Raw genomic sequence first — 24,959 nt, 5'->3', positions numbered from 1 at the left:
TTTGTTTTGGCGAACGGTTAAGCTGACGGTTCGGCCATTTGCAGCGCCTGTTGGATGTCCACCGCCACAATCCGCGACACGCCTTTTTCCTGCATGGTCACGCCGACGAGCTGTTCGGCCATTTCCATGGTCAGGCGGTTGTGCGAGATGTAGAGGAACTGCGTTTGCGCACTCATCTCTTTGACCAGATTGCAAAAACGCGAGGTGTTTGCGTCGTCCAGCGGCGCGTCCACTTCGTCCAAGAGGCAGAAGGGCGCGGGGTTGAGGCTGAAGAGGGCAAACACCAAGCTCATGGCGGTCAGCGCTTTTTCGCCGCCGGAGAGCAGGTGGATGGTGGAATTTTTCTTACCGGGCGGCCGCGCCATGATGGACACGCCGGCGGTGAGCAAATCATCGCCTATCATTTTCAGCGTGGCTTCGCCGCCGCCGAAGAGGGTGGGGAAGAAGGTTTGCACTTTTTCGTTGACGGCGCTGAAGGTTTCTTTGAAACGCGCTTTGGTTTTGTCGTCGATTTGCGCGATGGCTTCTTCCAACAAATCAATCGCGGCCTGCACGTCTTCGCTCTGGTTGCGGTAATAGCCGTCGCGTTCGCGCGCTTCTTCCAATTCCTGCAGGGCGGCGAGGTTGACTGCGCCTAAGGCTTGGATTTGCGCGCTCAGGCTGCCGATGTTGCTGTTTAATACGTTCAGACGGCCTGCCTCCTGCGCCAGCTCTGCCAGCGCGTCCAAATCGGCATGGCGTTCGCTCAGGTTTTGGTGGAAACGCTTGGCGTTAATCAGCGCTTCCTGCTGCTGCAACAGCGCGGTTTGCGTGGCGGCTTGCAGCTGCGGCAGTTTGGCCTGCAAAGTTTGCTGGCGGGCGTATTGCTCGCGCCCCTGCGCTTGGGTTTGGTTGAGCTGCTCTTGCAATTCAAGATATTGTTCGTCAAGCAGCACTACCGATTCGGTCAGCTCTTCCAATTGGATATGCTGCTCGTCGCTTTCGGCTTCGCTTTCATAGGCCAAGGCCAATTCCTGCTGACGCTCCTGCCAGTCCAGCGTTTGCTGCTCGAGTTGGTCGATTTGCTGCTGAAAATGCTGCTGTTGCTGTTGCAGTTTGTGTACGGCCACTTCTGCCAAACCGTAGCGGCGGTTGGCTTCCAACAGCGCCAGTTGCGCCTGTTTCAGACGGCCTTGCTGCGCTTGGCGGTCGGCTGCGCTGCTTTGCTGCTGGTGCTCCAATTCGGCGGCGGCTTCGGTCAGCGTGGCGATGTCGTCTTCGAGGCCGTCTGAAGATTGCTCGAGAATGATGTGCTCTTCTTCTAATTGAGCCAATTCCTGCGCGATGTGTTCGCGGCGGATTTGACCTTGATTGGTGCGCAATAAAAGCTCGGCGGCGCGTTGTTGCGCCTGATGGTATTGCTGCGCGTGTTGTTTTTGCTGTTGCAACAGGTTGCGCTGATGGCTTTCGGCGGCTTCCTGCGCGGCGCGGGCAAGGTCGCGCGCCTGCACGGCGGTGGCCAGCTCGGGCGTGAGCGCGGCGAGTTCGGCGGACAGATTGTCCAAACGGGTTTTTTGTGCGATTAAACTTTCCTGCGCGGCTTCGGCGTAGAGCAACACGCCGACTTTGTCGATTTGGTGGCCTTCGGGCGTGAGCCAGATTTGGCCGCCGTTCAAATCGGCTTGGTGCGCCAGCGCGTAATCCAGATTCGGGGCGCATAATATGCCGTCGAGCCAGTGGTGCAAGGCCGTCTGAAACGGTGGCTGCGCGTGGATTTGGTTGAGCAGGGCTTGCGCGGGCAGGGATTTTTTCACGCCGCCGCTGAGTTTTTCGTCGAGCCAGGCGGCGCGGCCTTGCGGCAAGGGATGAGGCGGGGTAAAACCGGCGGGCACGGCGCGGGCGTGCAGCCGTTCGGCCAAGATAATGCCCAGCGCGTGCTGCCATTCCTGCGGCACGGTGATGTGCTGCCACAGCTGCGGCGCGTTTTCACAATCCGTATCGTGCCAAAAACCGTCAGACGGCTGCTGCGCCGACAAAATCTGCGCCAAGGCCTGCTGCTGCGCGGTCAGGGTGATGTGTTGCTGCTGCAAGGTTTGGAAACGCTCGGAGGCCGTCTGAAACGCCTGCCGTGCTTCGGTAAGCTGCGCTTCGGCGGCTGCAATCCGCTCTTCGTAGTGCGCTTGTTGGGTTTGTAACAATTCGGCCTGCTCCTGCGCGGCGGCGGTGTCGGCGTCGTCGGGCAGGTTCAGTGCTTGGCTTTCCTGTTTCAGACGGCCTTGCCGCGCTTGGTTTTGCTGCGCGCTTTGTTGGGCATGGGCAAGCTGCTGCTGTTTCAAAGCCAATTCGCGCTTCAGACGGCCGCTTTCGTCCTGCTGGATTTGGAACGCGGTATTCAGGCTGCTTTGCGCTTCTTCCAATTCGGGCAGACGCTCTTCATGCTCGGCCACCTGCATGGCCAGCTCCGCCAGCTCGATTTGTTTGTCTTCGATTTCGCCGGCCTTGTCGTCCAGCTGGCTGCGCAACTGCTGCTGCTCCTGATGGATACGCTGCAACTGCGCCTGCGCCGCCTGACGGTCGCGCTCGATGCGCTGGCTCAGGTTGCGCTGATGACGCATTTGCTCTTCCAAGCGCGCAATCTGCTCGCGCAATACGCCGCGCCGGTTGCCCAAATCGTGTACGCTTTGCTGCTGCGCCTGCTCCGCCGCCTGAAGCGCATGAATCTCATCGCCCAGCGCCTGCACCTGCGCGGCGGTTTTGTCCTGCTGCGCTTGTAAGGATTGGTGTTGCGCGGTGGCTTTGTCGGCGGTGTTCAAAGAATGTTGCCACTGGCTGTAATCGAGCAAATCCTGCTGCTGGTTGAGTTGGCGGGTCAGATTCTGGTAACGCTCGGCGGTTTCGGCCTGCTTTTCCAGCTTTTCCACCTGCCGCGCCAGCTCGCTCTGCAAATCGGCCAAACGCTGCAAATGCTCGCGGGTGTCTTTCAGACGGCCTTCGGTTTCACGGCGCCGCTCTTTGTATTTGGACACGCCCGCCGCCTCTTCGATATAGGCGCGCAATTCTTCCGGCCGCGCTTCGATAATGCGCGAAATCATGCCCTGCTCGATGACGGCATAACCGCGCGCACCCACGCCCGTGCCCAAAAACAAATCGGTGATGTCGCGTCGGCGGACGACTTGATTATTGATGAAATAAGTCGATTCGCCCTGCCGCGTGAGCTGGCGCTTGATGCTGACCTCGGCATACTGCCCCCACGCGCCCTGCAAGCCGTGGTCGCTGTTGTCAAACACCAATTCCACCGACGCACGCGGCGCGGGGCGGCGGGTGGCGGCGCCGTTGAAAATCACGTCCTGCATACTCTCGCCGCGCAACTGCTTGGCCGAGGCTTCGCCCAACACCCAGCGCACCGCGTCAATCACATTCGATTTGCCGCACCCGTTGGGGCCGATAACAGCCACCAACTGGCCGGGCACATGGATGGTGGTCGGGTCGGTAAAGGATTTGAAGCCGGAAAGTTTGATATGGGTCAGGCGCATGGGGCAGGGCGGTGGGAAAACAAAAGAAGCGTATTTTAACGGAAATTGCGCGGCGGCGGGCGGAAAAGGCCGTCTGAAAAAAGCGCTGCCCAGCGTTGTCTGTTTCTGTGACTGCTATCTGCGCCGATTATTCGATTTCAATTTTTCATACGGCCTAAACGCCGCTTTGTTGACGTGAATCAGGGTGTATGGTTTGAAATTCGGTGTAGTCGCCGTTAATATAAAGATATTAACAAAAGGAGTGTGACAATGAAAAAATTTACCGAGCAAGAGAAGCTGGATTTATTGAAAGACTTGGTGGCGATGAAGTCGGTCAACGACAATGAAATCGAAGTTGCCGAGTATTTGAAAAAACTGTTTGCGCAATATGGCATTGATTCACAAATCATTCCGGTTACCGAAAAACGTGTCAATCTGGTGGCGCAAATCGGTTCGGGCAAACCCGTTATCGGCATTTCCGGCCATATGGACGTGGTGTCGCCGGGCAATCTGGACGACTGGGACACCGATCCTTTCGAGCTGGTGGAAAAAGACGGCAAACTCTTCGGTCGCGGCACCAACGACATGAAAGCCGGCTTGTTGGATTTGGCCATCGCCTTGATTGAATTGAAAGAAAACAATACCCTGCCCAAAGGCACGGTTAAGTTTATGGCGACCACCGGCGAGGAAGTCGGCGCGGCCGGTTCGAAAAAACTGTATGAAGAAGGCTATATGCAGGACGTGGAATGCCTGTGGGTAGCCGAGCCGTCGTGCGACGTGATTATTTATTCTCACAAAGGTTCGCTCAACTTCAAAATCACCTCGCTCGGCGTGGCTGCGCACTCCTCCATGCCGGACAAGGGCTACAACGCCATCAATCCGTTGATGGCCTATTTGTTGGAAGTAGATAAAATCTGCAACGGCGACACTCGCAGCAACGAAATTCTCGGCCGTTTGGTAATGTCCACCACCATCATCGAGGGCGGTACTCAGGTCAACTCTATTCCCGACAAAGCCGTGGCGCAAATCAACTGCCGCACCATTCCTGAGTTTGACAACGACGAAGTTATCCAAATCTTCCAAGATTTGGCGGCTAAATACAACGCCGAGCGCGGTTCGCAAATCCAAGTGGAAGTGACCATGTCGCTGCCGTCGGTCTTTACCACCGGCAAATCGAAAATGGTGGATTTGACCATCGAATTGTCGAAAAAATATTTCGGCAAAGACGTGACCATCCAAGGCTCGACTGGGGTGACCGACGCTTCCAACCTGCTGCGCGGCAAGGGTAAAGACTTCCCATTTATGATGTTCGGCCCGGGCGAAACCTTTATGGCGCACAAGGCCAACGAGTATGTTTGGAAAGAAAACTACCTGAAATTCTCTGATTTTTATCAGGATTTGATTATCGGATTGACTCAGGATTAAGGGTTGTTTTAAAGCGTAAAAGCAAAGGCCGTCTGAACAGGCGTTAAAACGAAATCGTAGATTTCTGTAACGCCTGTTCAGACGGCCTTTTTGCCTTTATTTTATTTAAACCAGTGCGACAAGGCCGGAATACGGGAAATAATCAGTTTGTCCAGCAGCCACACCGCCAAAATCGCCATGATTGCCGTCGGGAAAACCACCGCCACTGCCAAAAGCGGCAGCGCCATCGCCCAAAACGGCGGCAGGTTGAGCTTTTGCGCGGGCGGAACAAGGCCGACGGCAGCGCTGGGGCGGCGTTTCCACCACATTACCCAGCCGCTGACGCAGATAAGGATGACTGCCAAACAAAATACCACATTTGCCGCCACACTCCACCAGCCGAGCATGCCCATATGCAGCGCAATGCTGACCGCCATAAATTTGCCGAAGGTGTTGTAATCATCATAACGGATGTCGGCCAAGAGCTTGCCGCTGTATTGGTCGATGTGCGCCGTGCGGTCGATAAAGGGGCTGTTGCCGTCGTAGCTCATCGAGTCTTGGCTGAGTGTCCACACGCCGGTTTCGCCCTGCGGCAGATTGAGCTGGTAGCGGCCTTTGAAGCCGATTTCGTGGGCGTAGCGGTCAACGGTTTCCAGCGTCATCGGCTCATCGGGGTTGATGCCGTCTGAACCTAAAGTCGTACCCGATTGCGGCATGGGGGTTAATTCCAATACCCACGGCACTTCTTTGGTTTTGCCGTCGTTCAAGAGTTTGCCGTAGGTCACGACATCCGATTCGGGATTGGGTGCCACACCCCATTTGCCCGCCGGAAACTGGCTCCATGCCTGCACCGCCTTGCCGCCCCAAATACCCGCCCATGCGATACCCGATAGGCAAAACAGCAATAAAATCAAGGAGACCCAAGTGCCAAGTGCGCCGTGAATACTGCGCCAGGCGTTGCGGCCTTTGCCGAGGGCGGGCAGCAGCATGGCTTTCAGCGTATTCAGGCCACCCTGCTGACGGCTTTGCTTGTGCCACCAAAGATACCAGCCGCTCAGAATCAGCAAAATTGTCAGCGAAGCGGCGGTTTCCAACAGAAAATCGCCGAACGTGCCCAGCAAAATATCGCTGTGGATTTCATCCATCAGATGATACCAATCGCTGTTGCGCGGATAAGTTTTGACGACTTGGGCGGTATAGGGATCGACCGCCGCCATTACCGCTTTGCCGCCATCATTAACGCGGAATACCGCCACCATATCGTCGGCACGCGGCGCGATGTATTGCACCACTTGCGCCGTGTCGGAATGCAGCGCCGCGCGCGCAGCCTCAGCCTGTACCGACAGCGGCCGGACGGCGGCTTGCGGCGTTACGGCAATCCGTTCGCCCTCGCGCCCGCTGATGTTGGCAAACAGCAGCATGGCGAGGCCGGTGGCCGAGAGCAGTATAAGAAACGGGGTCACAAAAATACCGGCGTAAAAATGCCAGCGCCAAACAGTCAGATAGCGGCGGTGGGCGCGGGTATTCAGGCTGGCAGAAGCGGGCGGGGAAGCGGAATCGGGTGTGTTCATGGCAAATGGTTTTTATAATATGGTTTTCAGATGAATGTTTCGGGCGGGATTGTAGCGGAAAACGGGCGGGCTGTATTGATAAAACGCAAAAAACCTATCTTCGACTGCCTATGCCGTCTGAAAATCTGCCCCATTTTTTCAGACGGCCTTTATAATCCGAATACGTTTTTACCTTTCCTATCCAACGCCATGTCCGAATCCAAATTCTATCTCTATCAATCCAACCGCTTGGAAAACCTTGCCGCCTTGTTTGCCAAAATCCAGCAGGTGCGGCCGCTGTCGCATGCGCTGGCGGCGGAGGAGATTGTGGTGCAGAGTCAGGGTATGCGCCGCTATTTGAGCAGCTTTTTGGCGAAGGAAACAGGCGTGGCGGCGAATCTGCGTTTCAGTCTGCCTGCGGGTCTGACTTGGCGGCTGATGCGTGAATTTATCCCCGGCATTCCCGCGCTCAGCCCGTTTGCGCCGGAAGTCATGCGCTGGCGGCTGTTGGGCTTGTTCCGCAGCGATGAATTTCAGACGGCCTCTGAATTTGCCCACAGCCGCGCCGCGCTGCAAAGCTATTTGGGCAGCGGCGAATCGGCGGATTATCAGTTGGCGGGGCAGTTGGCGGATATTTTCGACCAATATCTGGTGTACCGCCCCGACTGGATAGACGCGTGGCAGGCGGGCAAACTGCTGGATTTGGGCGGAGATGAAGTCTGGCAGGCGCAGCTGTGGCGCTTTCTTGACGACGGCCGCCAATCCGCGCCGCACCGCGTGGCTTTGTGGGAGCAGCTTTTGGCGGCGTTGTCGGCAGACAAACTGCCGGAGCGGTTTTTCGTGTTCGGCATTTCCACGATGGCGCCGATGTATCTGCAACTCTTGCAAAAATTGTCCGAGCATTGCGAAGTGTTTGTGTTTGCGCTCAACCCGAGCGAGCAGTATTGGGGCAATGTGATTGAGGCGGCGCAAATGCTCAAGGGTGCGGACGAGGTGGATTTGAGCGCCGCAGGCCACCCGCTGTTGGCCTTGTTGGGTAAGCAAGGGCGCGATTTTTTTGATTTTCTGTCGGAAATCGAGCTGGAAACGCCGGTGTTTGAAGATTCTTTTGCCGAAAACGGCGGCAGCCTGCTGCACCGCCTGCAATACGACATCCAAACCCTAAATATGCCGTCTGAAAGTTTCAAAGCAACGCCCGACGCAGCCGGACAGCTCAATGACGGCTCAATCCGAATGGTGTCGGTGCACAGCCCTTTGCGCGAGTTGCAGATTTTAAAAGACCAAATCTTGCAGATTCTGCATGAACACCCCGACTGGCAGCCGCACGACATCGCCGTGTTAACGCCCAACATTGAGCCGTACAGCCCGTTTATCCAAGCCGTGTTCGGGCAGGCGCAGGCAGGGGCGCAGGCGCTGCCGTATTCGCTTTCGGACGTGAAACTCAGCCGCCGCCAGCCGCTTTTGTATGCGCTGGAGCAGGTGTTGGATGTATTGGAAAGCCGCTTTGAAGTGGATAAAGTCTTGCCACTTTTAGAAAGCCGCCTGATACTCGACCGCTTTGAATTGACGGCGGACGATTTGCCGCTGCTGCACGACACCATCGCTGATTTGAATGTGCATTGGGGCTTGGACGCGGCCATGCGCGGCGCGGATGACGGCGATACTTTGTTTACCTGGCAGCAGGCGCTGGAGCGCATGATTTTGGGCTGGATGCTGCCGCAGGGCGGTAATCCGGTATGGCACAACATCAGCGCGTGGTACGGCGACATCAACCAAATCGGCGTGTTCAGCCGGTTCGCCGCCTTTATCCGCGCGTTGGCGGACACCGCCGCGCTGTGGCGGCAGAGCGCGGGCGTGGCGGAGTGGACGGAGCGCGTGCGCCATCTCATTAACGCGCTGTTCCTGCCGGGCAACGACGACCAATACGCGCTGCAACAGTTTGAGCAGGCGCTGGCCAAATGGCAGGAAGAGGCGGCGTTGGCGGAATTTGCGGGCGAATTGCCGCAACACACCGTTATCCGGCATATCCGCCGCTTTTTGGAGAGCGAAAGCCAGGCCGGATTCTTGCGCGGCGGGATTACCTTTTGCAGCATGGTGCCCATGCGCAGCCTGCCGTTTAAGGTCTTGTGTTTATTGGGTTTGAACGACGGCGATTTTCCGCGCAACACCAAAGCGGCGGCGTTTGACCTGATTGCGCGACACCCGCAAAAAGGCGACCGCGCCCGCCGCGACGACGACCGCTATCTGTTTCTCGAAGCCCTGATTAGCGCGCGCGAGATTTTGTATTTGTCGTATGTCGGCCGCAGCGTGCGCAACGATGACGAGTTGGCACCTTCCGCGCTGGTGAGTGAATTGGTGGACACCGTAGCAGCGATGACGGGCAGGCGCAGCAAGGATTTGCTGGAACATTGGGTGGTGCAGCACCCCTTGCAGGCGTTTTCCCACCGCTATTTCAGGCCGTCTGAAAAAACGGATGAAGCCGCGCCGCATTTATCCAGTACGCGCCAAGATTATGCCGACGCGCTCAACCGGCTCAGCCCCGCCGCCGAGCCGTTTTTCAGCCGGCCTTTGGCAGAAGAGGGCGAAAGCGCCGCTATTGTGCAGCAAAACGAATTGGTGTCATTTTGGAAAAATCCCGTCAAAGCCTGGCTGCGGCAGACGCTGGCGTGGAAAGCGCCTTATCATGATGAGGCGTGGGAATCGGCCGAACCGTTTGAACCGCAGGAGCGCGAAAAAATCGCCGACGCTTATCTCGACGCGCGCCGCCGGCATGAGGATTTTGCCGCCACCGCCGTCCGCCTCGACGCGGAAAGCCTATTGCCCGCAGGCGAATTGGGACAATTATGGCAGCAGCGTTTTCAGACGGCCGCCAAACACGTCAGCCAAGATTTGCTCGACAGCCCGCAGCGGGCGCCGTATGCCTATGAATTGACTTTGGGCGGACACACCCTGCAAGGCAGCGTCAACGATTTGTATCAGGCGGGGCGGATTGTGTTTCAAAACAAGAAAATCAATGCGCCCGACCAAATCGGCCTGCTGCTGGAACACCTGATTTTCTGCGCCGTGAGGCCGTCTGAATGCGACAGCCTGATCACTTCGCTGGTGTCGGAGGGCGAAACGGCGGTGTACCCAGAAATCCCGCAAAATCAGGCGCAGGAGATGTTGGCAAAATGGCTGGACTATTACCGGCTCGGCCAAAGCCGCCCACTGCCGTTTTTTGCCAAAACCGGTTTGGCGGCGGCGGACGAATACATCAAAAAAGAGGATTGGGAGGCGGCGAAGGCCAAAGCATTTAAGGCTTATCAAGACAGTAAGGGCGCACACGGCAAAACGCTTAAGGGGCAGGGCAGCTATACCGAAGTGGCGCTGGTGTTCGGGCAGGACGAAACTTCGCCGCCGGATACGCTGTTGTTTGCCAATATGGTGAAGGATTTGCTGGTGCCGCTGGTGGCGGCGGTGGGCGGAAACGTGAGGCCGTCTGAAGACAGTGAATGAATTGAATGCGTTGAATGGCTGCATGATATGCCGTCTGAAAAATGATTTTTCAGACGACATGTTATATGATGGGCTATCCGTCTAAAATTCCCACGCCAACTGCTCGGGCTGCTCAGTGGAAAAATCTTCTTCGGCAGACAAGGCGCGGTGGCGGATTTTGCTGCGGCGCATGGCTAAAAGGCGCATAACCTGATGTTTTTGCTCGTCGCTCATGCTTTGCCAGTACAGCCGCTCCTGCCGACTGCGCAGGCAGCCTTTGCAATAGCCCTTGCTGTTGGCGGTGCAAACGCCGATACAGGGGCTGGGGATGGCGAAGAAGTCGGACTGTTGCATAAGGGCATGGCGCAAAACGGATGGATAGGGGTAATCTTATGGATTTTCAGCGAAAAAAGTCAAGAATGTTACAAGCCGATAAACAAACAAGGCCGTCTGAAACAGCGATTTCTGTTTCAGACGGCCTTATTCGTTGCGACGTTATACCGTTTGCGAATATTTCGCCTTGGTTTCTTTATGCCGCAGATGGTAGTCGAACACCATGGCGATGTTGCGGATAAGGAAACGGCCTTTGGGGGTAACGGTCAGCCCGTTTGGGCGCAGGCGGATTAAGCCGAGTACGGCGAGTTTTTCCAAATCGGCCAGTTCTTCATGAAAATATTGCGCAAACGGAATGCCGAACACACTTTCGTAAATCTGGAAATCCAGCGAGAAGCGGCACATCAAATCCTGAATGATGTTGCGGCGCAGCAAATCGTCTTGATTGAGCTGATAGCCGCGCATGACGGGCAGGTGTCCGGCGTCGAGGGCGGCGTAATAAGCGTCGATGTCGCGCTCGTTTTGCGCGTAGGTGCTGCCGATTTTGCCGATGCTGGATACGCCGATGGCCACCAAATCGCAGTCGGCGTAAGTCGAATAGCCTTGGAAATTGCGTTGCAGCCAGCCTTCTTTTAGGGCAATAGCCAGCTCATCGTCGGGTTTGGCGAAGTGATCCATGCCGATGAAGACATAGCCGCGCTCGGTAAGGGTTTGCACGCAGTATTGCAGCATATCGAGTTTTTCTTCGCTGTCGGGTACGGCGGCGGTGTCGATACGGCGTTGCGGCTTGAAAATATGCGGCAGGTGGGCGTAGTGGTACAGCGCCAAGCGGTCGGGATCGAGGCTCAACACGGTATCAATGGTGGTTTTCATGCTCTCAACCGATTGGTGCGGCAGGCCGTAAATCAAATCGACGCTGACGGATTTGAAACCGGCTTCCCGCGCGGCTTCGATGACTTCGCGCGTTTCTTCTAAAGTTTGGATACGGTTGACGGCGGCTTGCACTTTAGGGTCGAAATCCTGAATACCCACACTCATGCGGTTAAAACCGAGTTTGCCCAGTTTCAATACGGTTTCGCGGCTGACTTTGCGCGGGTCGATTTCAATGGAGTATTCGCCGCCGGGAATCAGCTGGAAGTATCGGGCAATCATGCCGAATACGCGTTCGAGCTGTTCGTCGCTTAAAAAGGTCGGCGTGCCGCCGCCGAAGTGAAGCTGGGCTAAGGGATGGCGGCCGTTGAGGTGCGGCGCGAGCAGCGCCATTTCTTTTTCTAAATATTCTATATAAGCGTCGGCGCGGGATTTGTCTTTGGTGATGATTTTGTTGCAGCCGCAGTAGTAGCAGATGGTGTTGCAAAAAGGGATATGGATATACAGCGACAGCGGCTTATTGAGCACACCCATGGTGCGCAGGCTCAGGGCGCGTAAGTATTCGCTTTCGCCGAAACCGCTGTGGAAACGGTCGGCAGTGGGGTAGGAGGTATAGCGCGGGCCGCTAGCGGGCAGGGAGGCGATTAAGGCGCGGTCAAATTCGGGTTTGTCGCTTTGTCCGTTGTTTTGTATGGGAATAATTTTCATGGTGTGGTGGTGTAATGTTTTATATAACAATGAATTAGTAAAATTTTGGATAGTTTGATAGAATGCCACATTATGATAAGCCTGTTTTGACATGAGTCAATACTTATGTTCATCCGTCAGGCCGGAGCTTTGCAGATAAAAGGTTTTTTTATGCCCACACATACCGCCACTCATCCGATGAAAACGCTGTGTTCGACTTGTTCGCTGCGTGAACTTTGCCTTCCGGTAGGGCTGATGCCGAACGAGTTTTCTCAGTTGGACGCCGTTATCCGGCAGAGCCGCCGTCTGAAAAAAGGCGAGTATCTGTTTCGTGCGGGCGAGCCGTTTACTTCTTTGTTTGCGATTCGTGCGGGCTTTTTTAAAACCACAGTCGCCAGTCAAGACGGTCGCGATCAGGTTACCGGCTTTTTTATGTCGGGCGAGTTGATTGGGATGGACGGCATTTGCTCGCATGTCCACAGCTGTGACGCGGTGGCTTTGGAAGACAGCGAAGTGTGCGAACTGCCGTTTGCGCATATGGAAGAGCTGGGGCAGAACATTCCCAGCCTGCAAGCCCACTTTTTCCGCCTGATGAGCCGTGAAATCGTGCGCGATCAGGGCGTGATGTTGCTGCTGGGCAATATGCGTGCGGAAGAGCGCTTGGCGGCGTTTTTGCTGAATCTGTCCAACCGCCTGTATTCACGCGGTTTTGCCGCCAATGATTTTATCCTGCGCATGTCGCGTGAGGAAATCGGCAGCTATTTGGGTTTGAAATTGGAAACCGTCAGCCGTACGCTGTCTAAGTTTCACCATGAAGGTTTGATTTCGGTTGAACACAAACACATCAAAATTTTAGATTCGGCAGCTTTGAAAAAAATGGTCTCCGGCTGCGCTCATGCGATGTAAACGCCAACTCTGATATATAAAGGCCGTCTGAAAAAGTAGGGAAACTGAAAATTCCCTAGCTTTTTCAGACGGCCTTTTGCCTTGCAGACGGTTTCGTTATTAAATAGAAAAGTCTTCCACAATCGGCGCATACAACAATCGGTCAACTGCTTCCCGATTCAATTGCGGCGCAAACAGTTCGATAAAATCATAAGTGTAGCCGCGCAGATAAGTGTCGCTGCGCAAAGCAATCCAAATCGGCGACGGTTCAAACAAATGCGACGCGTCCACCAGCTGCAAATCTTGATCCTGCCGGGTATCGTAAGCCATTTTCGCCATCACGCCGACACCCAAGCCCAATTTGACATAGGTTTTTAAAACATCGGTATCGGCAGCGGACAATGCCACTTCAGGCTGGGGCAGGCGCGCTTTGGCAAAAGCGCGGGCAATGCTGCTGCCCTCGTTAAAGGCAAATTCATAAGTAATCAGCGGGAATGAAGCCAAATCTTCAATACTCAGCGGGTTTTTGCAATCGAGCAAAGGATGGTTTTGCGGCACAATCACTGCGTAATTCCATTCTCCGCAAGGCAGTTTACTCAATTCCGGGTGATCGTCGATTTTTTCCGTAATCACCGCCATATCCGCTTCGCCGGTGCTGACCATCTGCGCAATGGCTGAAGGGCTGCCCTGCTTGATGGTCAGGCGCACTTTGGGATAGCGTTTGACGAATTCCGCCACAATCTGCGGCAGCGCATAACGCGCCTGCGTGTGGCTGGTGGCGATGGTCAGCGTACCACTGTCGTGGTCGGTAAATTCGCTGCCGATATTTTTGATATTCTGCACGTCGCGCATAATCCGCTCCGAAATGTCCAACACCGCTTTACCGGGCTGGGAAACCGAGACCACGCGCTTGCCGCTGCGGATAAAAATCTGGATGCCCAGCTCTTCCTCCAGTAAGCGGATTTGTTTGGAAATACCCGGCTGCGAAGTAAACAACGCTTCGGCCGCTTCGGAAACATTCAGATTGTGGCGGTAAACCTCAAGGGCGTAACGTAATTGTTGTAGTTTCATAAATGAATAGCTCGGTTGTGGATTTTGTGCGACAAACATCGTGTAATTTAACATATTTTGCCAAAACTTGTCGGCTTCTCGGGGAAGTTTTTGTTTTTACGGAAACTATCCGAATAGATTATGAAACGGAGCTTTACCTGTTATAATAGGCATGTTGCTTTTGCGCAACGCAGGGGCAGGCAAGGGGGCAATTTCTTCATAAATAAATGACACAAGATTGATTTTTCGGCATGATTCATAGTTAGGAAGCACGCAGTTCCGTCATGGTTTGAAGGCAGCTTGTGTTGACAGTTTGCCCTTCGCTTCTTTATAGTTCAACCTGATATATCCGATTTGCCGCCGTTTTATTTATATGCAGCGGTCTGTATATTGGTAGTTGCGGCGGCTGCTTCTGTATCCGTTGCATAACAATTTTGATGAGGGAATAAAATGACCAAACAGCTGAAATTAAGCGCATTGTTCGTTGCCTTGGTAGCCAGCGGCACCGCAATGGCCAGCGAAGCGCATACCAAACACGGTTACACCGTAAGCAGCCAATCTCAAGAAATCGTCCGTAACAACTACGGCGAGTGCTGGAAAAACACCTACTTCGACAAAGCCACCCAAGGCCGTGTAGAGTGTGGCGATGCCGTACCGGTAAACGAAGCGCCTGAATACGTTGACGAAACCGTTGCATTGTCTGCTGACGTTCTGTTCGGCTTCGATAAAGAAAACCTGCGTCCGGAAGCTCAAGAAACCCTGAATGCGTTGGGTCGTCGTTTGGGTAATGCCAACGTACAAATCATCCGTGTTGAAGGTCATACCGACTTCATGGGTTCTGAAGAATACAACCAAAAACTGTCTGAACGCCGTGCCAACAGCGTAGCCAACTACTTGGTTGCCCACGGTGCGCCGTCAAGCAAAATCTCTGCTGTCGGCTTGGGCGAATCTCAAGCGCGCATGACTGCGACTTGTCAGGCTGAAGTGGCCAAACTGGGTAAAAAAGTATCCAAAGCCAAACGTCGCGAAGCTCAAATCGCTTGTATCGCTCCTGACCGTCGCGTAGATGTGAAAATTCGCAGCGTGGTAGAGAAAAAAGTATCTGACGGCGTGGTTAAAGGCGAACGTCCTGCTGTAGAAGACGGCTGGATTCCTTCTCCTTACAACGGCGTACACGGCTACGGTAAACCTTAATCCGTTTCGATTAAGCCTATGCCTTAACAAAACCCTGCGAATGCAGGGTTTTGTTTTGTGTGCCAAAAGAGCGGCCTGATGCTGTTTTACCGTCTGAAGTAGGCATTAATCAGATTGATTGCAAGAATTGACCATAAGAAATTGCGTTTCTTTGTCGAATCTTGTATGATTATTTTAATAACGATGTTTACTTTTTCAGGTAAGCATGATGACTGAATTTGATTTCATCCGCCGCTATCTGCAACAGCAATCTCATGATACCGATGTGGTGCTGGGTATTGGTGATGATGCGGCGATTATCCGGCCTCGAGCCGGTTATGATTTGTGTTTCAGTAGCGATATGCTGCTGAAAGACAGGCATTTTTTTGCTGATGTAAAGCCGGAAGATTTGGCGTGGAAAGTCTTGGCCGTCAATATTTCCGATATGGCGGCGATGGGGGCAATCCCGCGCTGGGCGTTGCTGAGCGCGGGTTTGCCTGAACTGGATGAAGATTGGCTGGCGCGTTTTTGCAACAGTTTGTTTGATCTGGCTGCCCGTTTCGGCGTTACTTTAATCGGCGGCGATACCACCAAAGGCGATTTGGTGTTTAATGTCACGATTGCGGGCGAACTGCCGCAAGGCAAGGCGTTGCGGCGTGATAAAGCGCAGGTAGGTGATGATATTTGGGTGTCCGGCCGGATTGGTTTGGCAGCAGCGGCATTGAATTGCCGTCTGAAAAATTGTATCCTGCCGCAGCATGTTTTTGCTGAGTGTGAGGCCGATTTATTGCACCCCATGCCGCGTGTGGCTTTGGGGCAGGCTATTTTACCGTTTGCCCATGCCGCTCAGGATATTTCAGACGGCCTTGCGCAAGACATCGGCCATATACTACGGGCTTCCGGCGTGGGGGCGCAATTATGGACGGATGCGCTGCCGACCTTGCCTACGCTTAAGCAGGCCTTGCCGGACACGCAGTGGTTGTCTTACGCCTTAGCGGGCGGAGATGATTACGAGCTGGTGTTTACGGCACCTTCAGCTTACCGCGAAGCCGTGTTATCGGCTGCGGCAGAAAGTGCCACGCCGGTTACGCGTGTCGGCGTGATTAATGATACAGGCCGTCTGAAAATTTTAGACGCAGACGGTCATGAGATGCAGTTAACAGCTTTGGGGTTTGATCATTTTGGCTGAATTTAAACCGACTTTTGCCTGGCTGCGCCGTCGGCCGGTGTGTTTCTTGGCGTTTGGTTTCGGCAGTGGCTTGGCGCCGAAAGCGCCGGGTACGTTTGGTACGCTGCCCGCATTGCCGATGGCGTTTACGCTGTATCTGCTGGGGATAAGCGGCTGGACGTTGGCGCTATTGTGTGTGGCACTGTTTGTGGCGGGTGTTTATATTTGCAACCGTGCCGAGCAGGAATTGGGCATACAGGATTACGGCGGCATTGTGTGGGATGAAATTGTTGCCATGCTGCTGATTTTGGCCTTCGTACCGTTTAAATGGTATTGGTGGCTGGCCGCGTTTGTCGTATTCCGCTTGTTTGATGCCGTCAAACCGTGGCCGATTAAATGGTTTGATGCGCGGATTCACGGCGGATTCGGCATTATGCTGGACGATATTATTGCCGCGTTCATGAGTTTGATTGTGTTGAATGTAGTGATATGGGGCGTTTCGTAAATGCCTGATAAGTGTATGCTGCGACATAAAAAATACCAAGCAGGATACGTTTTTTAATTTTTACCATACGGGGTAAAACATGAATAATATTGAAATTAACGTCCAGCCGCGTTATGTGGCCGGACAGAGCGACGTGTATCGTGACCGCTATGCGTTCCATTATGTGATTACGATTTCCAACCGGAGCAGCGATGTGGTAACTTTGCGGCAGCGCTTTTGGGAAACCACGGACGGGCACGGCGAAATCGAACCGGTCGGCCAATCGGGTTTGCTGGAAGAGCAGCCGGTTTTGTATCCGGGCGAGGAATACGAATACAATACCGGCTCGCAGCTGAGTACGCCGTGGGGCAGTATCGAAGGGGCGTATGAATTTGAAGACAGTATCGGCAAGCGCTTCATTGTCGGTGTGCCGAAGCTGGAATTTAAAGCTGGTTTTACTTTGCAGTAAGACAGATTTAACAATGCCGTCTGAAAATATTTCAGACGGCATTTTCGTATGCATTATTAATATTGAAAACAATGTAAAGTTATGATTAGATATGATGAGAACATTTATATTTAATTTTTAATAAATATTCAAAGAGATAGTTGAAAATTTAAACTTATTTTTTGAAATTTTATATCATAAAATATTTTTTATTGCATTTTTTAACAGTCTATGCTGAAATGCCTCCATACGTACAATACGCAGAGAGAGGAGAAGAAAATGGAAGTCTTAAACCAAATTTTTGAAGTGGTCAGCGCATGGGTATGGGGGCCGCCCATGCTGGTGCTGATTGTCGGCACCGGGGTAATTTTGACCCTGTTGCTGAAAGGGTTGCAGTTCCATATGCTCGGTTATGCCTTGAAACAGGCATTTATGCCGTCCAAGCAGAAAGACGACGGCGCAGACCATGAGGGCGATATTTCCCATTTCGGCGCCCTGATGACGGCTTTATCCGCCACTATCGGTACGGGGAATATCGCAGGCGTGGCCACCGCTGTGGTCGTCGGAGGCCCGGGAGCGGTGTTTTGGATGTGGATGACGGCTATTTTCGGTATGGCGACCAAATACGGCGAGGGCGTGCTGGCGGTAAAATACCGCGAGGTCAACAAAAAAGGCGAAATGTCCGGCGGGCCGATGTATTATATCCAAAACGGTTTGGGTAACCGCTGGAAATGGATGGCCTATGCATTTGCCTTGTTCGGCACATTTGCTTCCTTCGGTATCGGCAGTTCGGTGCAGTCCAACTCTGTGGCGCAGGCGGTGCAGACCAGCTTTGATATTGCGCCGGGCTACACCGGCGTGGTTCTGACTGTTTTGACGGCGATTGTGGTGTTGGGCGGGATTCGCGGTATTGCCAAAGCCGCCTCGGTGATTGTGCCGTTGATGGCCGTGTTGTATGTTTTGGGCGGCTTGCTGATTATCGCGTTTAACTTGGATATGGTCGCACCGGCCGTCAGCATGATTTTCTCCGACGCGTTTAGCGGGCAGGCTGCCGCAGGCGGTGCGCTGGGTACGGCTATCCGCTACGGTGTGGCACGCGGCGTGTTTTCCAATGAAGCCGGTATGGGTTCTGCACCGATTGCGGCAGCAGCGGCCAAAACCGACCACCCTGTACGTCAGGCGCTGGTGTCGATGACGGGGACGTTTCTGGATACCATCGTGGTGTGTTCGATTACCGGTATCGTGTTGGTGATGGGCTTAATCGGCGCGGGCGGCGAGTTTGTCCGACCGGAGCTGAGCGGGGCGGCGCTAACCACGGTAACATTCGACAAAATGCTGCCGGGCGTAGGCGGTTTGGTCGTTACCATCGGTTTGATTTTCTTTGCTTATTCCACTATTTTGGGCTGGTGCTACTACGGCGAGAAGTGCGCGACGTATGTGTTTGGCGACGGCTTTGCCAACGTCTATCGCGTGGTTTACGTGGCTTCGGTGATGTTGGGTACGGTTTTGAGCATGGATTTGGTGTGGCTGGCTTCCGATACTTTCAACGGCCTGATGGCTTTGCCGAACTTGATTGCGCTGTTGCTGCTGGCGAAAGTGATTGTCGGCGAAACCAAAGATTTCAAACAGAAAATCAAGAGCGGAGAATTGCCGGGTTGATGTCGGATTGAATGAAAAAAGCAAGGCCGTCTGAAAACAGGTTTGTTTTCAGACGGCCTTTTCTGCTTTGCGGGAAAGGCGAAGCGACGTAATGGCGGGCAAAATTAGTAGGGCGGGTACTTTTGATTGTGTTATGGCACGGCCGATTCAATTAAATCTAAACCGCCTCACTCGGTTGCACCAAAACCCACGGCGCAACGACTACCGCCCACATTTCCCGATTGTCCGCCACAAACGCCCGCGCTTGGTCTTCGCTGACCACGCCGAATTTGCCTTGCTGCATTAAGGGCGAGAGCGCGGCAGCGTTGTCGTCGGCCACTTGTTTGGCGATTTCTACCAAATCCAAATCGGGCGCGACATAGACCGCTGCGCCGCGTGCGAAATGGGTTTGCAGTTCCGACCAGCGGATACGGGCGGTTTCGGTATTGAGTTTTTCGTGCAGCAGGGGTGCGGACATGGCAGTATTCCAAAACATCGTAAAGCGCGTATTGTATCATTGCTTTGCGCTTAAGCGCCGAAAGGGGCGGGCGGTGTCCGTTTACAAATATAATGTTATATAGTATCATTCATGTTTTATCAAATTGGGTTCAGACGGCCTCGGCGCATGGTTCAGGCCGTCTGAAAAAACTGCTATGAATTCGATTTTATTAACCGGATTGGGTCAGCGCCTGCTGATTGCGCTGCTGGCCGTGGCCGTATTGTGGGGCATTTATTTTTGGGCGGTCGGCGCATGAGCATTGTTGTCGATAATCTGACTGTCAGCTACCGCAGCCGTCCGGCGGTGCACCATGTGGATATGGAATTTTCCGACGGCAGTATGTGGGCGATTTTCGGGCCCAATGGCGCGGGCAAGTCCACCCTGCTCAAAGCGGTGATGGGGCTGCTCAAAACCAATACCGGCCAGGTACACTGGGTCGGTCTGCAACGCAAAGACATCGCTTACCTGCCGCAGCAGTCGGAAATCGACCGCAGCCTGCCGATGACGGTGTTTGAGTTGGCGGCGATGGGTTTGTGGTACGAAATCGGCTTTTTCGGCCGCGTCAAAGCCGCCCAGCGCGAGCGCGTGTATGCCGCGCTGGAGCGCGTGGAAATGCGCGAATTTGCCGACCGCCAGATTGCGCATTTGTCCAACGGCCAATTCCAGCGCGTTTTGTTTGCGCGCATGTTGGCGCAGGACGCTAAATTTTTGCTGCTGGACGAGCCGTTTAACGCGGTGGATGCGCGCACGACTTACGCGTTGCTGGATGTCTTGCGCCGCTGCAATCAGGAAGGGCAGGCGGTGATTGCCGTGTTGCACGATTACGAGCAGGTACGCGCTTATTTTCCGAATATGCTGCTCTTGGCGCGGGAGAAAATCGCCTCGGGCGCAACGGAAACGGTATTGACCGACGAATTTTTGGTGCAAGCCAATGCTGCCATGCAGCAGCAGGAATCGGCGGACTGGTGCGCGGTGTAAGGCCGTCGGAAAAATAAGATAACACTATGAATTTTTATGAATTAATTATTGCCCCTTTTGCCGAATTCGATTTTATGCGCTATGCGCTGGCGTCGATTTGCTGCTTGGCGTTCAGCGCCGCGCCTGTGGGCGTGTTTTTGGTTATGCGCCGCATGAGTTTGGTCGGTGACGCGCTCAGCCATGCGGTTTTGCCCGGCGCGGCCATCGGCTATATGTTTGCCGGATTGAGTATGCCCGCCATGAGCGTGGGCGGTTTTGTCGCCGGATTGCTGATGGCGCTGCTGGCCGGTTTGGTCAGCCGTTTTACCACTTTGAAAGAAGACGCCAACTTTGCCGCGTTTTACCTTTCCAGCTTGGCGGTCGGCGTGATTTTGGTGAGCAAAAACGGCGACAGCGTGGATTTGCTGCATTTGCTGTTCGGCTCGGTGTTGGCGGTGGACGTACCCGCGCTGCTGATGATCGCGGCGGCGGCCAGCGTAACGATGATAATACTGGCGGTGATTTACCGCCCGCTGGTATTGGAAAGCATAGACCCACTGTTTTTAAAGGCTGTCGGCGGCAAGGGCGGTTTTTGGCATGTGTTGTTTTTGGTGCTGGTGGTGATGAACTTGGTGGCCGGTTTCCAAGCGCTCGGCACGCTGATGTCGGTCGGCCTGATGATGTTGCCCGCGATTACTGCGCGGCTGTGGGCGAAAAGCCTCGGTATGCTGATTATGCTGTCAGTGGCGCTGGCGCTGCTGTGCGGCTTTGCCGGGCTGCTGTTTTCCTATCATGTCGAAATTCCTTCCGGCCCGGCGATTATTTTGTGCTGCGGCGTATTGTATCTGCTGTCGGTGGTGTTCGGCTGGGAAGGCGGTGTGTTAACCAAATGGCTGCGGCATAAAAAGCACCGCATGATTTAAGGAAAATTGATGTTTACGCCAAAAATATTCAGGCAGGAAAACCTTGCCCGCTTGCAGCAGTTTATGCGCACATATCCGTTTGCTACGGTTGTGGTGCAGACCAATCAGGGGTTGTAAGCAACGCATATTCCTGTTGTTTGGCGGGACGACGGCACGGCATACGGCAGCCTGCAAGGGCATTTCGCTAAATCCAATCCGATTTGGCGCGAAGCCTTGCCTGATGGTGAATGGTTGTTGATTTTCCAATGTGTGCAGCATTATATCAGCGCTAACTGGTATCCGACCAAGCAGGAAACGCATAAGGCGGTACCGACATGGAATTATCAGGTGGTACATGCTTATGCAAAGGCAACGGTATGCGAGGATTTAGCGCAGATGAAGGCTATGCTGGCTGAGTTGACGGCGCAGTCTGAGCAGGGCGAGGTGCAGCCGTGGCAGTTGTCGGACGCTCCGTTGGATTACATCGACGCGCAATGTCGCGGTATTGTATGCGTAGAATGGCAGATTACGCGGCTGATTGGTAAGGAAAAGCTCAGTCAAAACCAGCCTGCCGAAAACCGTGAAGGTGTGGTTAAGGCTTTGCGCAGTCAGGGTAACGAGTGTGCGGCCGGTATGGCGGACTTAGTCGAACGGGTAGATAAATCTTAGAATTAGCCGATTTTTCAGACGGCCTGCGCTTGCCTAAAGGCGCAGGCTGTTTTACACTATTATAAATGTTATGTTATATCAAAAAGGAAAAGAACGATGATGAAAAAATGGAAACTCGGCGTGGTGGCTGCTTTATTGTCCGGTGCGGCTTATGCCGCGCCTATGCCGGTGGTGGCCAGCTTCAGCATTTTGGGCGATGTGGCCAAACAAATAGGCGGCGAGCGTGTGGCAGTGCAGAATTTGGTGGGCGCGAATCAGGATTCCCATGCCTACCACATGACCAGCGGCGATATTAAGAAAATCCGTTCCGCCAAATTGGTGTTGCTCAACGGATTAGGCTTGGAAGCGGCAGATGTACAGCGTGCGGTCAAACAAAGCAAAGTGCCGTATGCCGAGGCCAGCAAAGGCATTCGCGCCCTGAAAGCAGAAGAGGGCGGTCACGACCATCACGACCATGCCGGTCATAATCACGATCACGGCGAATTCGACCCGCATGTGTGGACAGACCCTGTGTTGATGCTGACCTATGCGCAAAACGTCGGCAACGCCCTGATTCAGGCCGATCCTGCCGGTAAAACCTATTACCAGCAACGCCTGACCAACTATCAGAACCAGTTGAAAAAACTCGACAGCGACAGCCGCGCCGCGTTTAACGCGATTCCTGCCGCCAAGCGTAAAGTGTTGACCGGCCATGACGCTTTTTCGTATATGGCCAAACGCTACAACATCCAATTTATCGCCCCGCAAGGCGTGAGCAGCTCGGCCGAGCCGTCGGCCAAGCAAGTGGCTTCGATTATCCGCCAAATCAAACGCGAGGGCATTAAAGCCGTGTTTGCCGAAAACATCAAAGACACGCGCATGATTGACCGCATTGCCAAAGAAACCGGCGTGCGCGTCAGCGGCAAGCTCTACTCAGACGCGCTGGGCAATGCCCCGGCCAACACCTATATCGGTATGTACCGCTACAATGTGAATGCGTTGACTAAGGCGATGAAGTAAAGGTTCTTCTTAAACACAGGCCGTCTGAAAACAAGTTGCTTTTCAGACGGCCTCGTTGCGTTTGGTAGCAGTATGATATTGCTGTATAATCACACGCTTGTTTTTAAATACAAAAATACCAATAGGACAAACCACCATGACAGAAACCATAGAGCGCGACAGCATGCAGTACGATGTCGTCATTGTCGGCGCAGGCCCGGCGGGGCTGGCGGCAGCGGTCAAACTCAAGCAGTTGGCGGCGGCAGACGGGCGCGAAATCAGCGTGTGCGTGGTGGAAAAAGGCTCGGAAGTCGGGGCGCACGCCTTGTCGGGCGCGGTCATCGACCCGAAGGCGCTGGCGGAACTGTTCCCCGACTGGCAGGAGTTAGGTGCGCCGCTGACGCGCAGCGTGACGGCCGATAAGGTGATGTTTCTGACCGAGCATAAAGCCTACAAGCTGCCGGTCACGCCCAATTTCAACAACCACGGCAATTACATCATCAGCTTGGGTGAATTGGTACGCTGGCTGGCGGAGCAGGCGGAAAATCTGGGTGTGGAAATTTATCCCGGTTTTGCCGCCACCGAAATTCTGTATCATGATGACGGTTCGGTCAAAGGCATTGCCACCGGCAATATGGGCGTGGGCAAAGACGGCGAACCGACCGCCAACTTCCAGCCGGGTATGGAATTGTGGGCGCAGCAGACGATTTTTGCCGAAGGCTGCCGGGGCTCGCTCAGCGGCCAAATCATTAAGCGTTTCGATTTGGACAAACACAGTCAGCCGCAAACCTACGGCTTGGGCATCAAAGAAATTTGGGGAGTGCCGTCTGAAAACCATCAGCCGGGTTTGGCGGTGCATACCGCCGGTTGGCCGCTGGACAGCAAAACCTACGGCGGCTCGTTTATCTACCATCTCGACGACAATCAAGTCGCGGTTGGTTTCGTGGTCGGCTTGGACTACACCAATCCGTATCTGTCGCCGTTTGAAGAGTTTCAGCGTTTCAAAACCCATCCTGAAATCCGTAAGATTTTTGAGGGCGGCCGCCGCATTGCCTACGGCGCACGCGCGCTGGTTGAGGGCGGTTTGCAGAGCCTGCCCAAGCTGAGTTTCGGCGGCGGCGTGTTGGTGGGCGACGCGGCGGGTTTCTTGAATATGCCGCGCATTAAAGGCATCCATACTGCCATGAAATCGGGCATGTTGGCGGCGGAGGCGGTGTTTCCGCTGCTGGAAAGTTTGGATGATGTGGATAGTTTCGATACCGGCGCGGAGGCGGCGGCTTTTCAGACGGCCTTTGAGCAAAGCTGGGCGCATGAGGAGCTGCACGCTGCGCGTAACGTGCGCCCTGCCTTCAAATGGGGGCTGTATGCCGCCTCGCTGTATTTGGCGCTGGATCAGGGCGTATTAAAAGGCAAAGCACCGTGGACGCTAAAACACCACGGCAAAGACCATGAATCGCTGCAAAAAGCCGCCGACTGCACGCCGATTGATTATCCCAAACCCGACGGCGTGTTAACCTTCGACCGCTTGAGCAGCGTGTTTCTAGCCAATACCGCCCATGAAGAAGACCAACCCGGCCATCTGGTTCTGAAAAACCCGCAGCTCATGCTGGATGTGAACTACAAGCAATACGCCTCGCCGGAAACGCGCTATTGCCCGGCGGCGGTGTATGAAATCGTGGAAGAGGGCGGTGCGCCGGCGTTGCGGATTAACTCGGCCAACTGTATCCACTGCAAAACCTGCGACATCAAAGACCCGACGCAGAATATCGTGTGGGTGTGTCCCGAGGGCGGCAGCGGGCCGAATTACGGCTCGATGTAATGTGTTAGGCCGTCTGAACGGGTATGAAAACAAAATCCAAGATTTTTGTGATACCTGTTCAGACGGCCTGTTGTCTGCATGAAAGAAAAATCGTGAATGCTTGGTTGCTGCTGATGATTGCCATCGGCTTTGAAATCGCCGCCACTGCGCTGCTGAAAACTAGCGATGGCTTTACCCGCCTGCTGCCAACGGTGTCGTCGCTGGCTTTATACGGCGTGTCGTTTTACTGTGTGTCGTTGGTGTACCGCAGCTTGCCGGTGGGGATTGTGTATGCAGTGTAGTCGGGCGTGAGGATTGTGCTGACGGCGGTGGTGGCGTATTTCGCGTTCGGGCAGAAAATCGACACGGCAGGTTTGATTGGGATGGGTTTGATTTTGGCGGGCGTGTTGGTGATTAATGTGTTTTCTAAAACCTAAAGTTTAGAACCTGTATTCACAATCTTGATAGCGGCTTTTTATTGCCTAATCACACGTCTACTGC

Annotated in this window: 20 protein-coding genes and 1 pseudogene; 15 read left to right on the top strand and 6 right to left on the bottom strand. The window is 54.2% G+C overall.

Annotated elements, in window-relative coordinates; genetic code table 11:
• Positions 1–17 precede the first annotated feature (17 nt).
• Positions 18–3,512, bottom strand: a complete 3,495-nt coding sequence (gene smc / locus J2T37_RS03640) for a chromosome segregation protein SMC (RefSeq protein WP_253353832.1) — start codon at positions 3,510–3,512, stop codon at positions 18–20.
• A 249-nt stretch (positions 3,513–3,761) separates the two neighbouring features.
• Between smc and J2T37_RS03635 the strand changes: the two genes are divergently transcribed.
• Positions 3,762–4,916, top strand: coding sequence for an ArgE/DapE family deacylase (locus tag J2T37_RS03635; protein WP_253353831.1), 1,155 nt, complete (start codon positions 3,762–3,764; stop codon positions 4,914–4,916).
• Positions 4,917–5,017: 101 nt separating this feature from the next.
• Here J2T37_RS03635 and J2T37_RS03630 read toward each other — a convergent pair whose 3' ends face one another.
• Positions 5,018–6,466, bottom strand: a complete 1,449-nt coding sequence (locus tag J2T37_RS03630; RefSeq protein ID WP_253353830.1) for a PepSY-associated TM helix domain-containing protein — start codon at positions 6,464–6,466, stop codon at positions 5,018–5,020.
• Positions 6,467–6,655: 189 nt separating this feature from the next.
• Here J2T37_RS03630 and recC point away from each other — a divergent pair, with 189 nt between their 5' ends.
• A complete protein-coding gene (gene recC / locus J2T37_RS03625; protein ID WP_253353829.1) occupies positions 6,656–9,940 on the top strand; it encodes an exodeoxyribonuclease V subunit gamma in 3,285 nt (1,094 codons plus the stop codon).
• 81 nt (positions 9,941–10,021) lie between these two features.
• Here the strand turns inward: recC and J2T37_RS03620 are convergent, their stop codons facing one another.
• The gene (locus J2T37_RS03620) at positions 10,022–10,273 is read right to left on the bottom strand and encodes a DUF1289 domain-containing protein (protein WP_253353828.1); all 252 of its coding nucleotides are present in this window, start codon (positions 10,271–10,273) and stop codon (positions 10,022–10,024) included.
• Between the two features lie 141 nt (positions 10,274–10,414).
• Positions 10,415–11,830 carry an oxygen-independent coproporphyrinogen III oxidase gene (hemN, locus tag J2T37_RS03615; protein ID WP_253353827.1) on the bottom strand — a complete coding sequence of 472 codons (1,416 nt, stop codon included), beginning with the start codon at positions 11,828–11,830 and terminating at the stop codon, positions 10,415–10,417.
• A 150-nt stretch (positions 11,831–11,980) separates the two neighbouring features.
• Between hemN and fnr the strand changes: the two genes are divergently transcribed.
• Positions 11,981–12,715 (top strand): fumarate/nitrate reduction transcriptional regulator Fnr, encoded by a 735-nt coding sequence (gene fnr, locus J2T37_RS03610; protein WP_253353826.1) that lies wholly within the window; start codon positions 11,981–11,983, stop codon positions 12,713–12,715.
• Positions 12,716–12,814: 99 nt separating this feature from the next.
• Here fnr and J2T37_RS03605 read toward each other — a convergent pair whose 3' ends face one another.
• Positions 12,815–13,765, bottom strand: a complete 951-nt coding sequence (locus tag J2T37_RS03605; protein ID WP_253353825.1) for a CysB family HTH-type transcriptional regulator — start codon at positions 13,763–13,765, stop codon at positions 12,815–12,817.
• Between the two features lie 429 nt (positions 13,766–14,194).
• On the opposite strand from J2T37_RS03605, the gene J2T37_RS03600 reads away from it, so the two are divergent.
• The 5 genes from J2T37_RS03600 (at position 14,195) to J2T37_RS03580 (ending at position 18,676) form a co-directional block, all read left to right on the top strand.
• Positions 14,195–14,938 (top strand): OmpA family protein, encoded by a 744-nt coding sequence (locus J2T37_RS03600; protein WP_253353824.1) that lies wholly within the window; start codon positions 14,195–14,197, stop codon positions 14,936–14,938.
• Between the two features lie 208 nt (positions 14,939–15,146).
• Entirely contained in the window at positions 15,147–16,106 is a 960-nt protein-coding gene (gene thiL, locus J2T37_RS03595; protein ID WP_253353823.1) for a thiamine-phosphate kinase, read from the top strand.
• Positions 16,099–16,590 (top strand): phosphatidylglycerophosphatase A family protein, encoded by a 492-nt coding sequence (locus J2T37_RS03590; RefSeq protein WP_253353822.1) that lies wholly within the window; start codon positions 16,099–16,101, stop codon positions 16,588–16,590. The genes thiL and J2T37_RS03590 overlap by 8 nt, the downstream gene beginning before the upstream one ends.
• A gap of 79 nt (positions 16,591–16,669) precedes the next feature.
• Positions 16,670–17,038, top strand: a complete 369-nt coding sequence (gene apaG, locus J2T37_RS03585) for a Co2+/Mg2+ efflux protein ApaG (RefSeq protein ID WP_253353821.1) — start codon at positions 16,670–16,672, stop codon at positions 17,036–17,038.
• Positions 17,039–17,296: 258 nt separating this feature from the next.
• Complete coding sequence (locus J2T37_RS03580) at positions 17,297–18,676, top strand: alanine/glycine:cation symporter family protein (protein ID WP_253353820.1); 1,380 nt, start codon at positions 17,297–17,299, stop codon at positions 18,674–18,676.
• Positions 18,677–18,833: 157 nt separating this feature from the next.
• Here J2T37_RS03580 and J2T37_RS03575 read toward each other — a convergent pair whose 3' ends face one another.
• Positions 18,834–19,133 (bottom strand): DUF2288 domain-containing protein, encoded by a 300-nt coding sequence (locus J2T37_RS03575; protein ID WP_253353819.1) that lies wholly within the window; start codon positions 19,131–19,133, stop codon positions 18,834–18,836.
• 273 nt (positions 19,134–19,406) lie between these two features.
• Between J2T37_RS03575 and J2T37_RS03570 the strand changes: the two genes are divergently transcribed.
• The 7 genes and pseudogenes from J2T37_RS03570 to J2T37_RS11565 all read left to right on the top strand — a co-directional run bounded on the left by J2T37_RS03570 (position 19,407) and on the right by J2T37_RS11565 (position 24,895).
• Positions 19,407–20,132, top strand: coding sequence for a metal ABC transporter ATP-binding protein (locus tag J2T37_RS03570; protein WP_253353818.1), 726 nt, complete (start codon positions 19,407–19,409; stop codon positions 20,130–20,132).
• Between the two features lie 26 nt (positions 20,133–20,158).
• Positions 20,159–21,034 carry a metal ABC transporter permease gene (locus J2T37_RS03565; protein ID WP_253353817.1) on the top strand — a complete coding sequence of 292 codons (876 nt, stop codon included), beginning with the start codon at positions 20,159–20,161 and terminating at the stop codon, positions 21,032–21,034.
• A 9-nt stretch (positions 21,035–21,043) separates the two neighbouring features.
• Positions 21,044–21,682 (top strand): annotated as a pseudogene (locus J2T37_RS03560) (FMN-binding negative transcriptional regulator).
• Between the two features lie 99 nt (positions 21,683–21,781).
• Positions 21,782–22,681 (top strand): metal ABC transporter solute-binding protein, Zn/Mn family, encoded by a 900-nt coding sequence (locus J2T37_RS03555; RefSeq protein WP_253353843.1) that lies wholly within the window; start codon positions 21,782–21,784, stop codon positions 22,679–22,681.
• 136 nt (positions 22,682–22,817) lie between these two features.
• Positions 22,818–24,479: an electron transfer flavoprotein-ubiquinone oxidoreductase gene (locus tag J2T37_RS03550; RefSeq protein WP_253353816.1), complete on the top strand. Its 1,662-nt coding sequence runs from the start codon at positions 22,818–22,820 to the stop codon at positions 24,477–24,479.
• A 92-nt stretch (positions 24,480–24,571) separates the two neighbouring features.
• A complete protein-coding gene (locus tag J2T37_RS11570; RefSeq protein ID WP_437179437.1) occupies positions 24,572–24,760 on the top strand; it encodes a DMT family transporter in 189 nt (62 codons plus the stop codon).
• A 6-nt stretch (positions 24,761–24,766) separates the two neighbouring features.
• Positions 24,767–24,895, top strand: coding sequence for a hypothetical protein (locus J2T37_RS11565; RefSeq protein WP_437179436.1), 129 nt, complete (start codon positions 24,767–24,769; stop codon positions 24,893–24,895).
• Positions 24,896–24,959: the final 64 nt, after the last annotated feature.

Origin of the sequence: Neisseria perflava, from assembly GCF_024170405.1 — a bacterium.
GTDB classification, from domain to species: domain Bacteria; phylum Pseudomonadota; class Gammaproteobacteria; order Burkholderiales; family Neisseriaceae; genus Neisseria; species Neisseria perflava_B.
This window is presented reverse-complemented; position numbering and strand designations above follow the sequence as displayed.

Excerpts from the sequence above, each read along its gene's own strand:
- smc (WP_253353832.1), bottom strand. The coding sequence starts at position 3,512 with ATGCGCCTGACCCATATCAAACTTTCCGGCTTCAAATCCTTTACCGAC.
- J2T37_RS03635 (WP_253353831.1), top strand. The coding sequence starts at position 3,762 with ATGAAAAAATTTACCGAGCAAGAGAAGCTGGATTTATTGAAAGACTTG.
- J2T37_RS03630 (WP_253353830.1), bottom strand. The coding sequence starts at position 6,466 with ATGAACACACCCGATTCCGCTTCCCCGCCCGCTTCTGCCAGCCTGAAT.
- recC (WP_253353829.1), top strand. The coding sequence starts at position 6,656 with ATGTCCGAATCCAAATTCTATCTCTATCAATCCAACCGCTTGGAAAAC.
- J2T37_RS03620 (WP_253353828.1), bottom strand. The coding sequence starts at position 10,273 with ATGCAACAGTCCGACTTCTTCGCCATCCCCAGCCCCTGTATCGGCGTT.
- hemN (WP_253353827.1), bottom strand. The coding sequence starts at position 11,830 with ATGAAAATTATTCCCATACAAAACAACGGACAAAGCGACAAACCCGAA.
- fnr (WP_253353826.1), top strand. The coding sequence starts at position 11,981 with ATGCCCACACATACCGCCACTCATCCGATGAAAACGCTGTGTTCGACT.
- J2T37_RS03605 (WP_253353825.1), bottom strand. The coding sequence starts at position 13,765 with ATGAAACTACAACAATTACGTTACGCCCTTGAGGTTTACCGCCACAAT.
- J2T37_RS03600 (WP_253353824.1), top strand. The coding sequence starts at position 14,195 with ATGACCAAACAGCTGAAATTAAGCGCATTGTTCGTTGCCTTGGTAGCC.
- thiL (WP_253353823.1), top strand. The coding sequence starts at position 15,147 with ATGACTGAATTTGATTTCATCCGCCGCTATCTGCAACAGCAATCTCAT.
- apaG (WP_253353821.1), top strand. The coding sequence starts at position 16,670 with ATGAATAATATTGAAATTAACGTCCAGCCGCGTTATGTGGCCGGACAG.
- J2T37_RS03580 (WP_253353820.1), top strand. The coding sequence starts at position 17,297 with ATGGAAGTCTTAAACCAAATTTTTGAAGTGGTCAGCGCATGGGTATGG.
- J2T37_RS03575 (WP_253353819.1), bottom strand. The coding sequence starts at position 19,133 with ATGTCCGCACCCCTGCTGCACGAAAAACTCAATACCGAAACCGCCCGT.
- J2T37_RS03570 (WP_253353818.1), top strand. The coding sequence starts at position 19,407 with ATGAGCATTGTTGTCGATAATCTGACTGTCAGCTACCGCAGCCGTCCG.
- J2T37_RS03565 (WP_253353817.1), top strand. The coding sequence starts at position 20,159 with ATGAATTTTTATGAATTAATTATTGCCCCTTTTGCCGAATTCGATTTT.
- J2T37_RS03555 (WP_253353843.1), top strand. The coding sequence starts at position 21,782 with ATGAAAAAATGGAAACTCGGCGTGGTGGCTGCTTTATTGTCCGGTGCG.
- J2T37_RS03550 (WP_253353816.1), top strand. The coding sequence starts at position 22,818 with ATGACAGAAACCATAGAGCGCGACAGCATGCAGTACGATGTCGTCATT.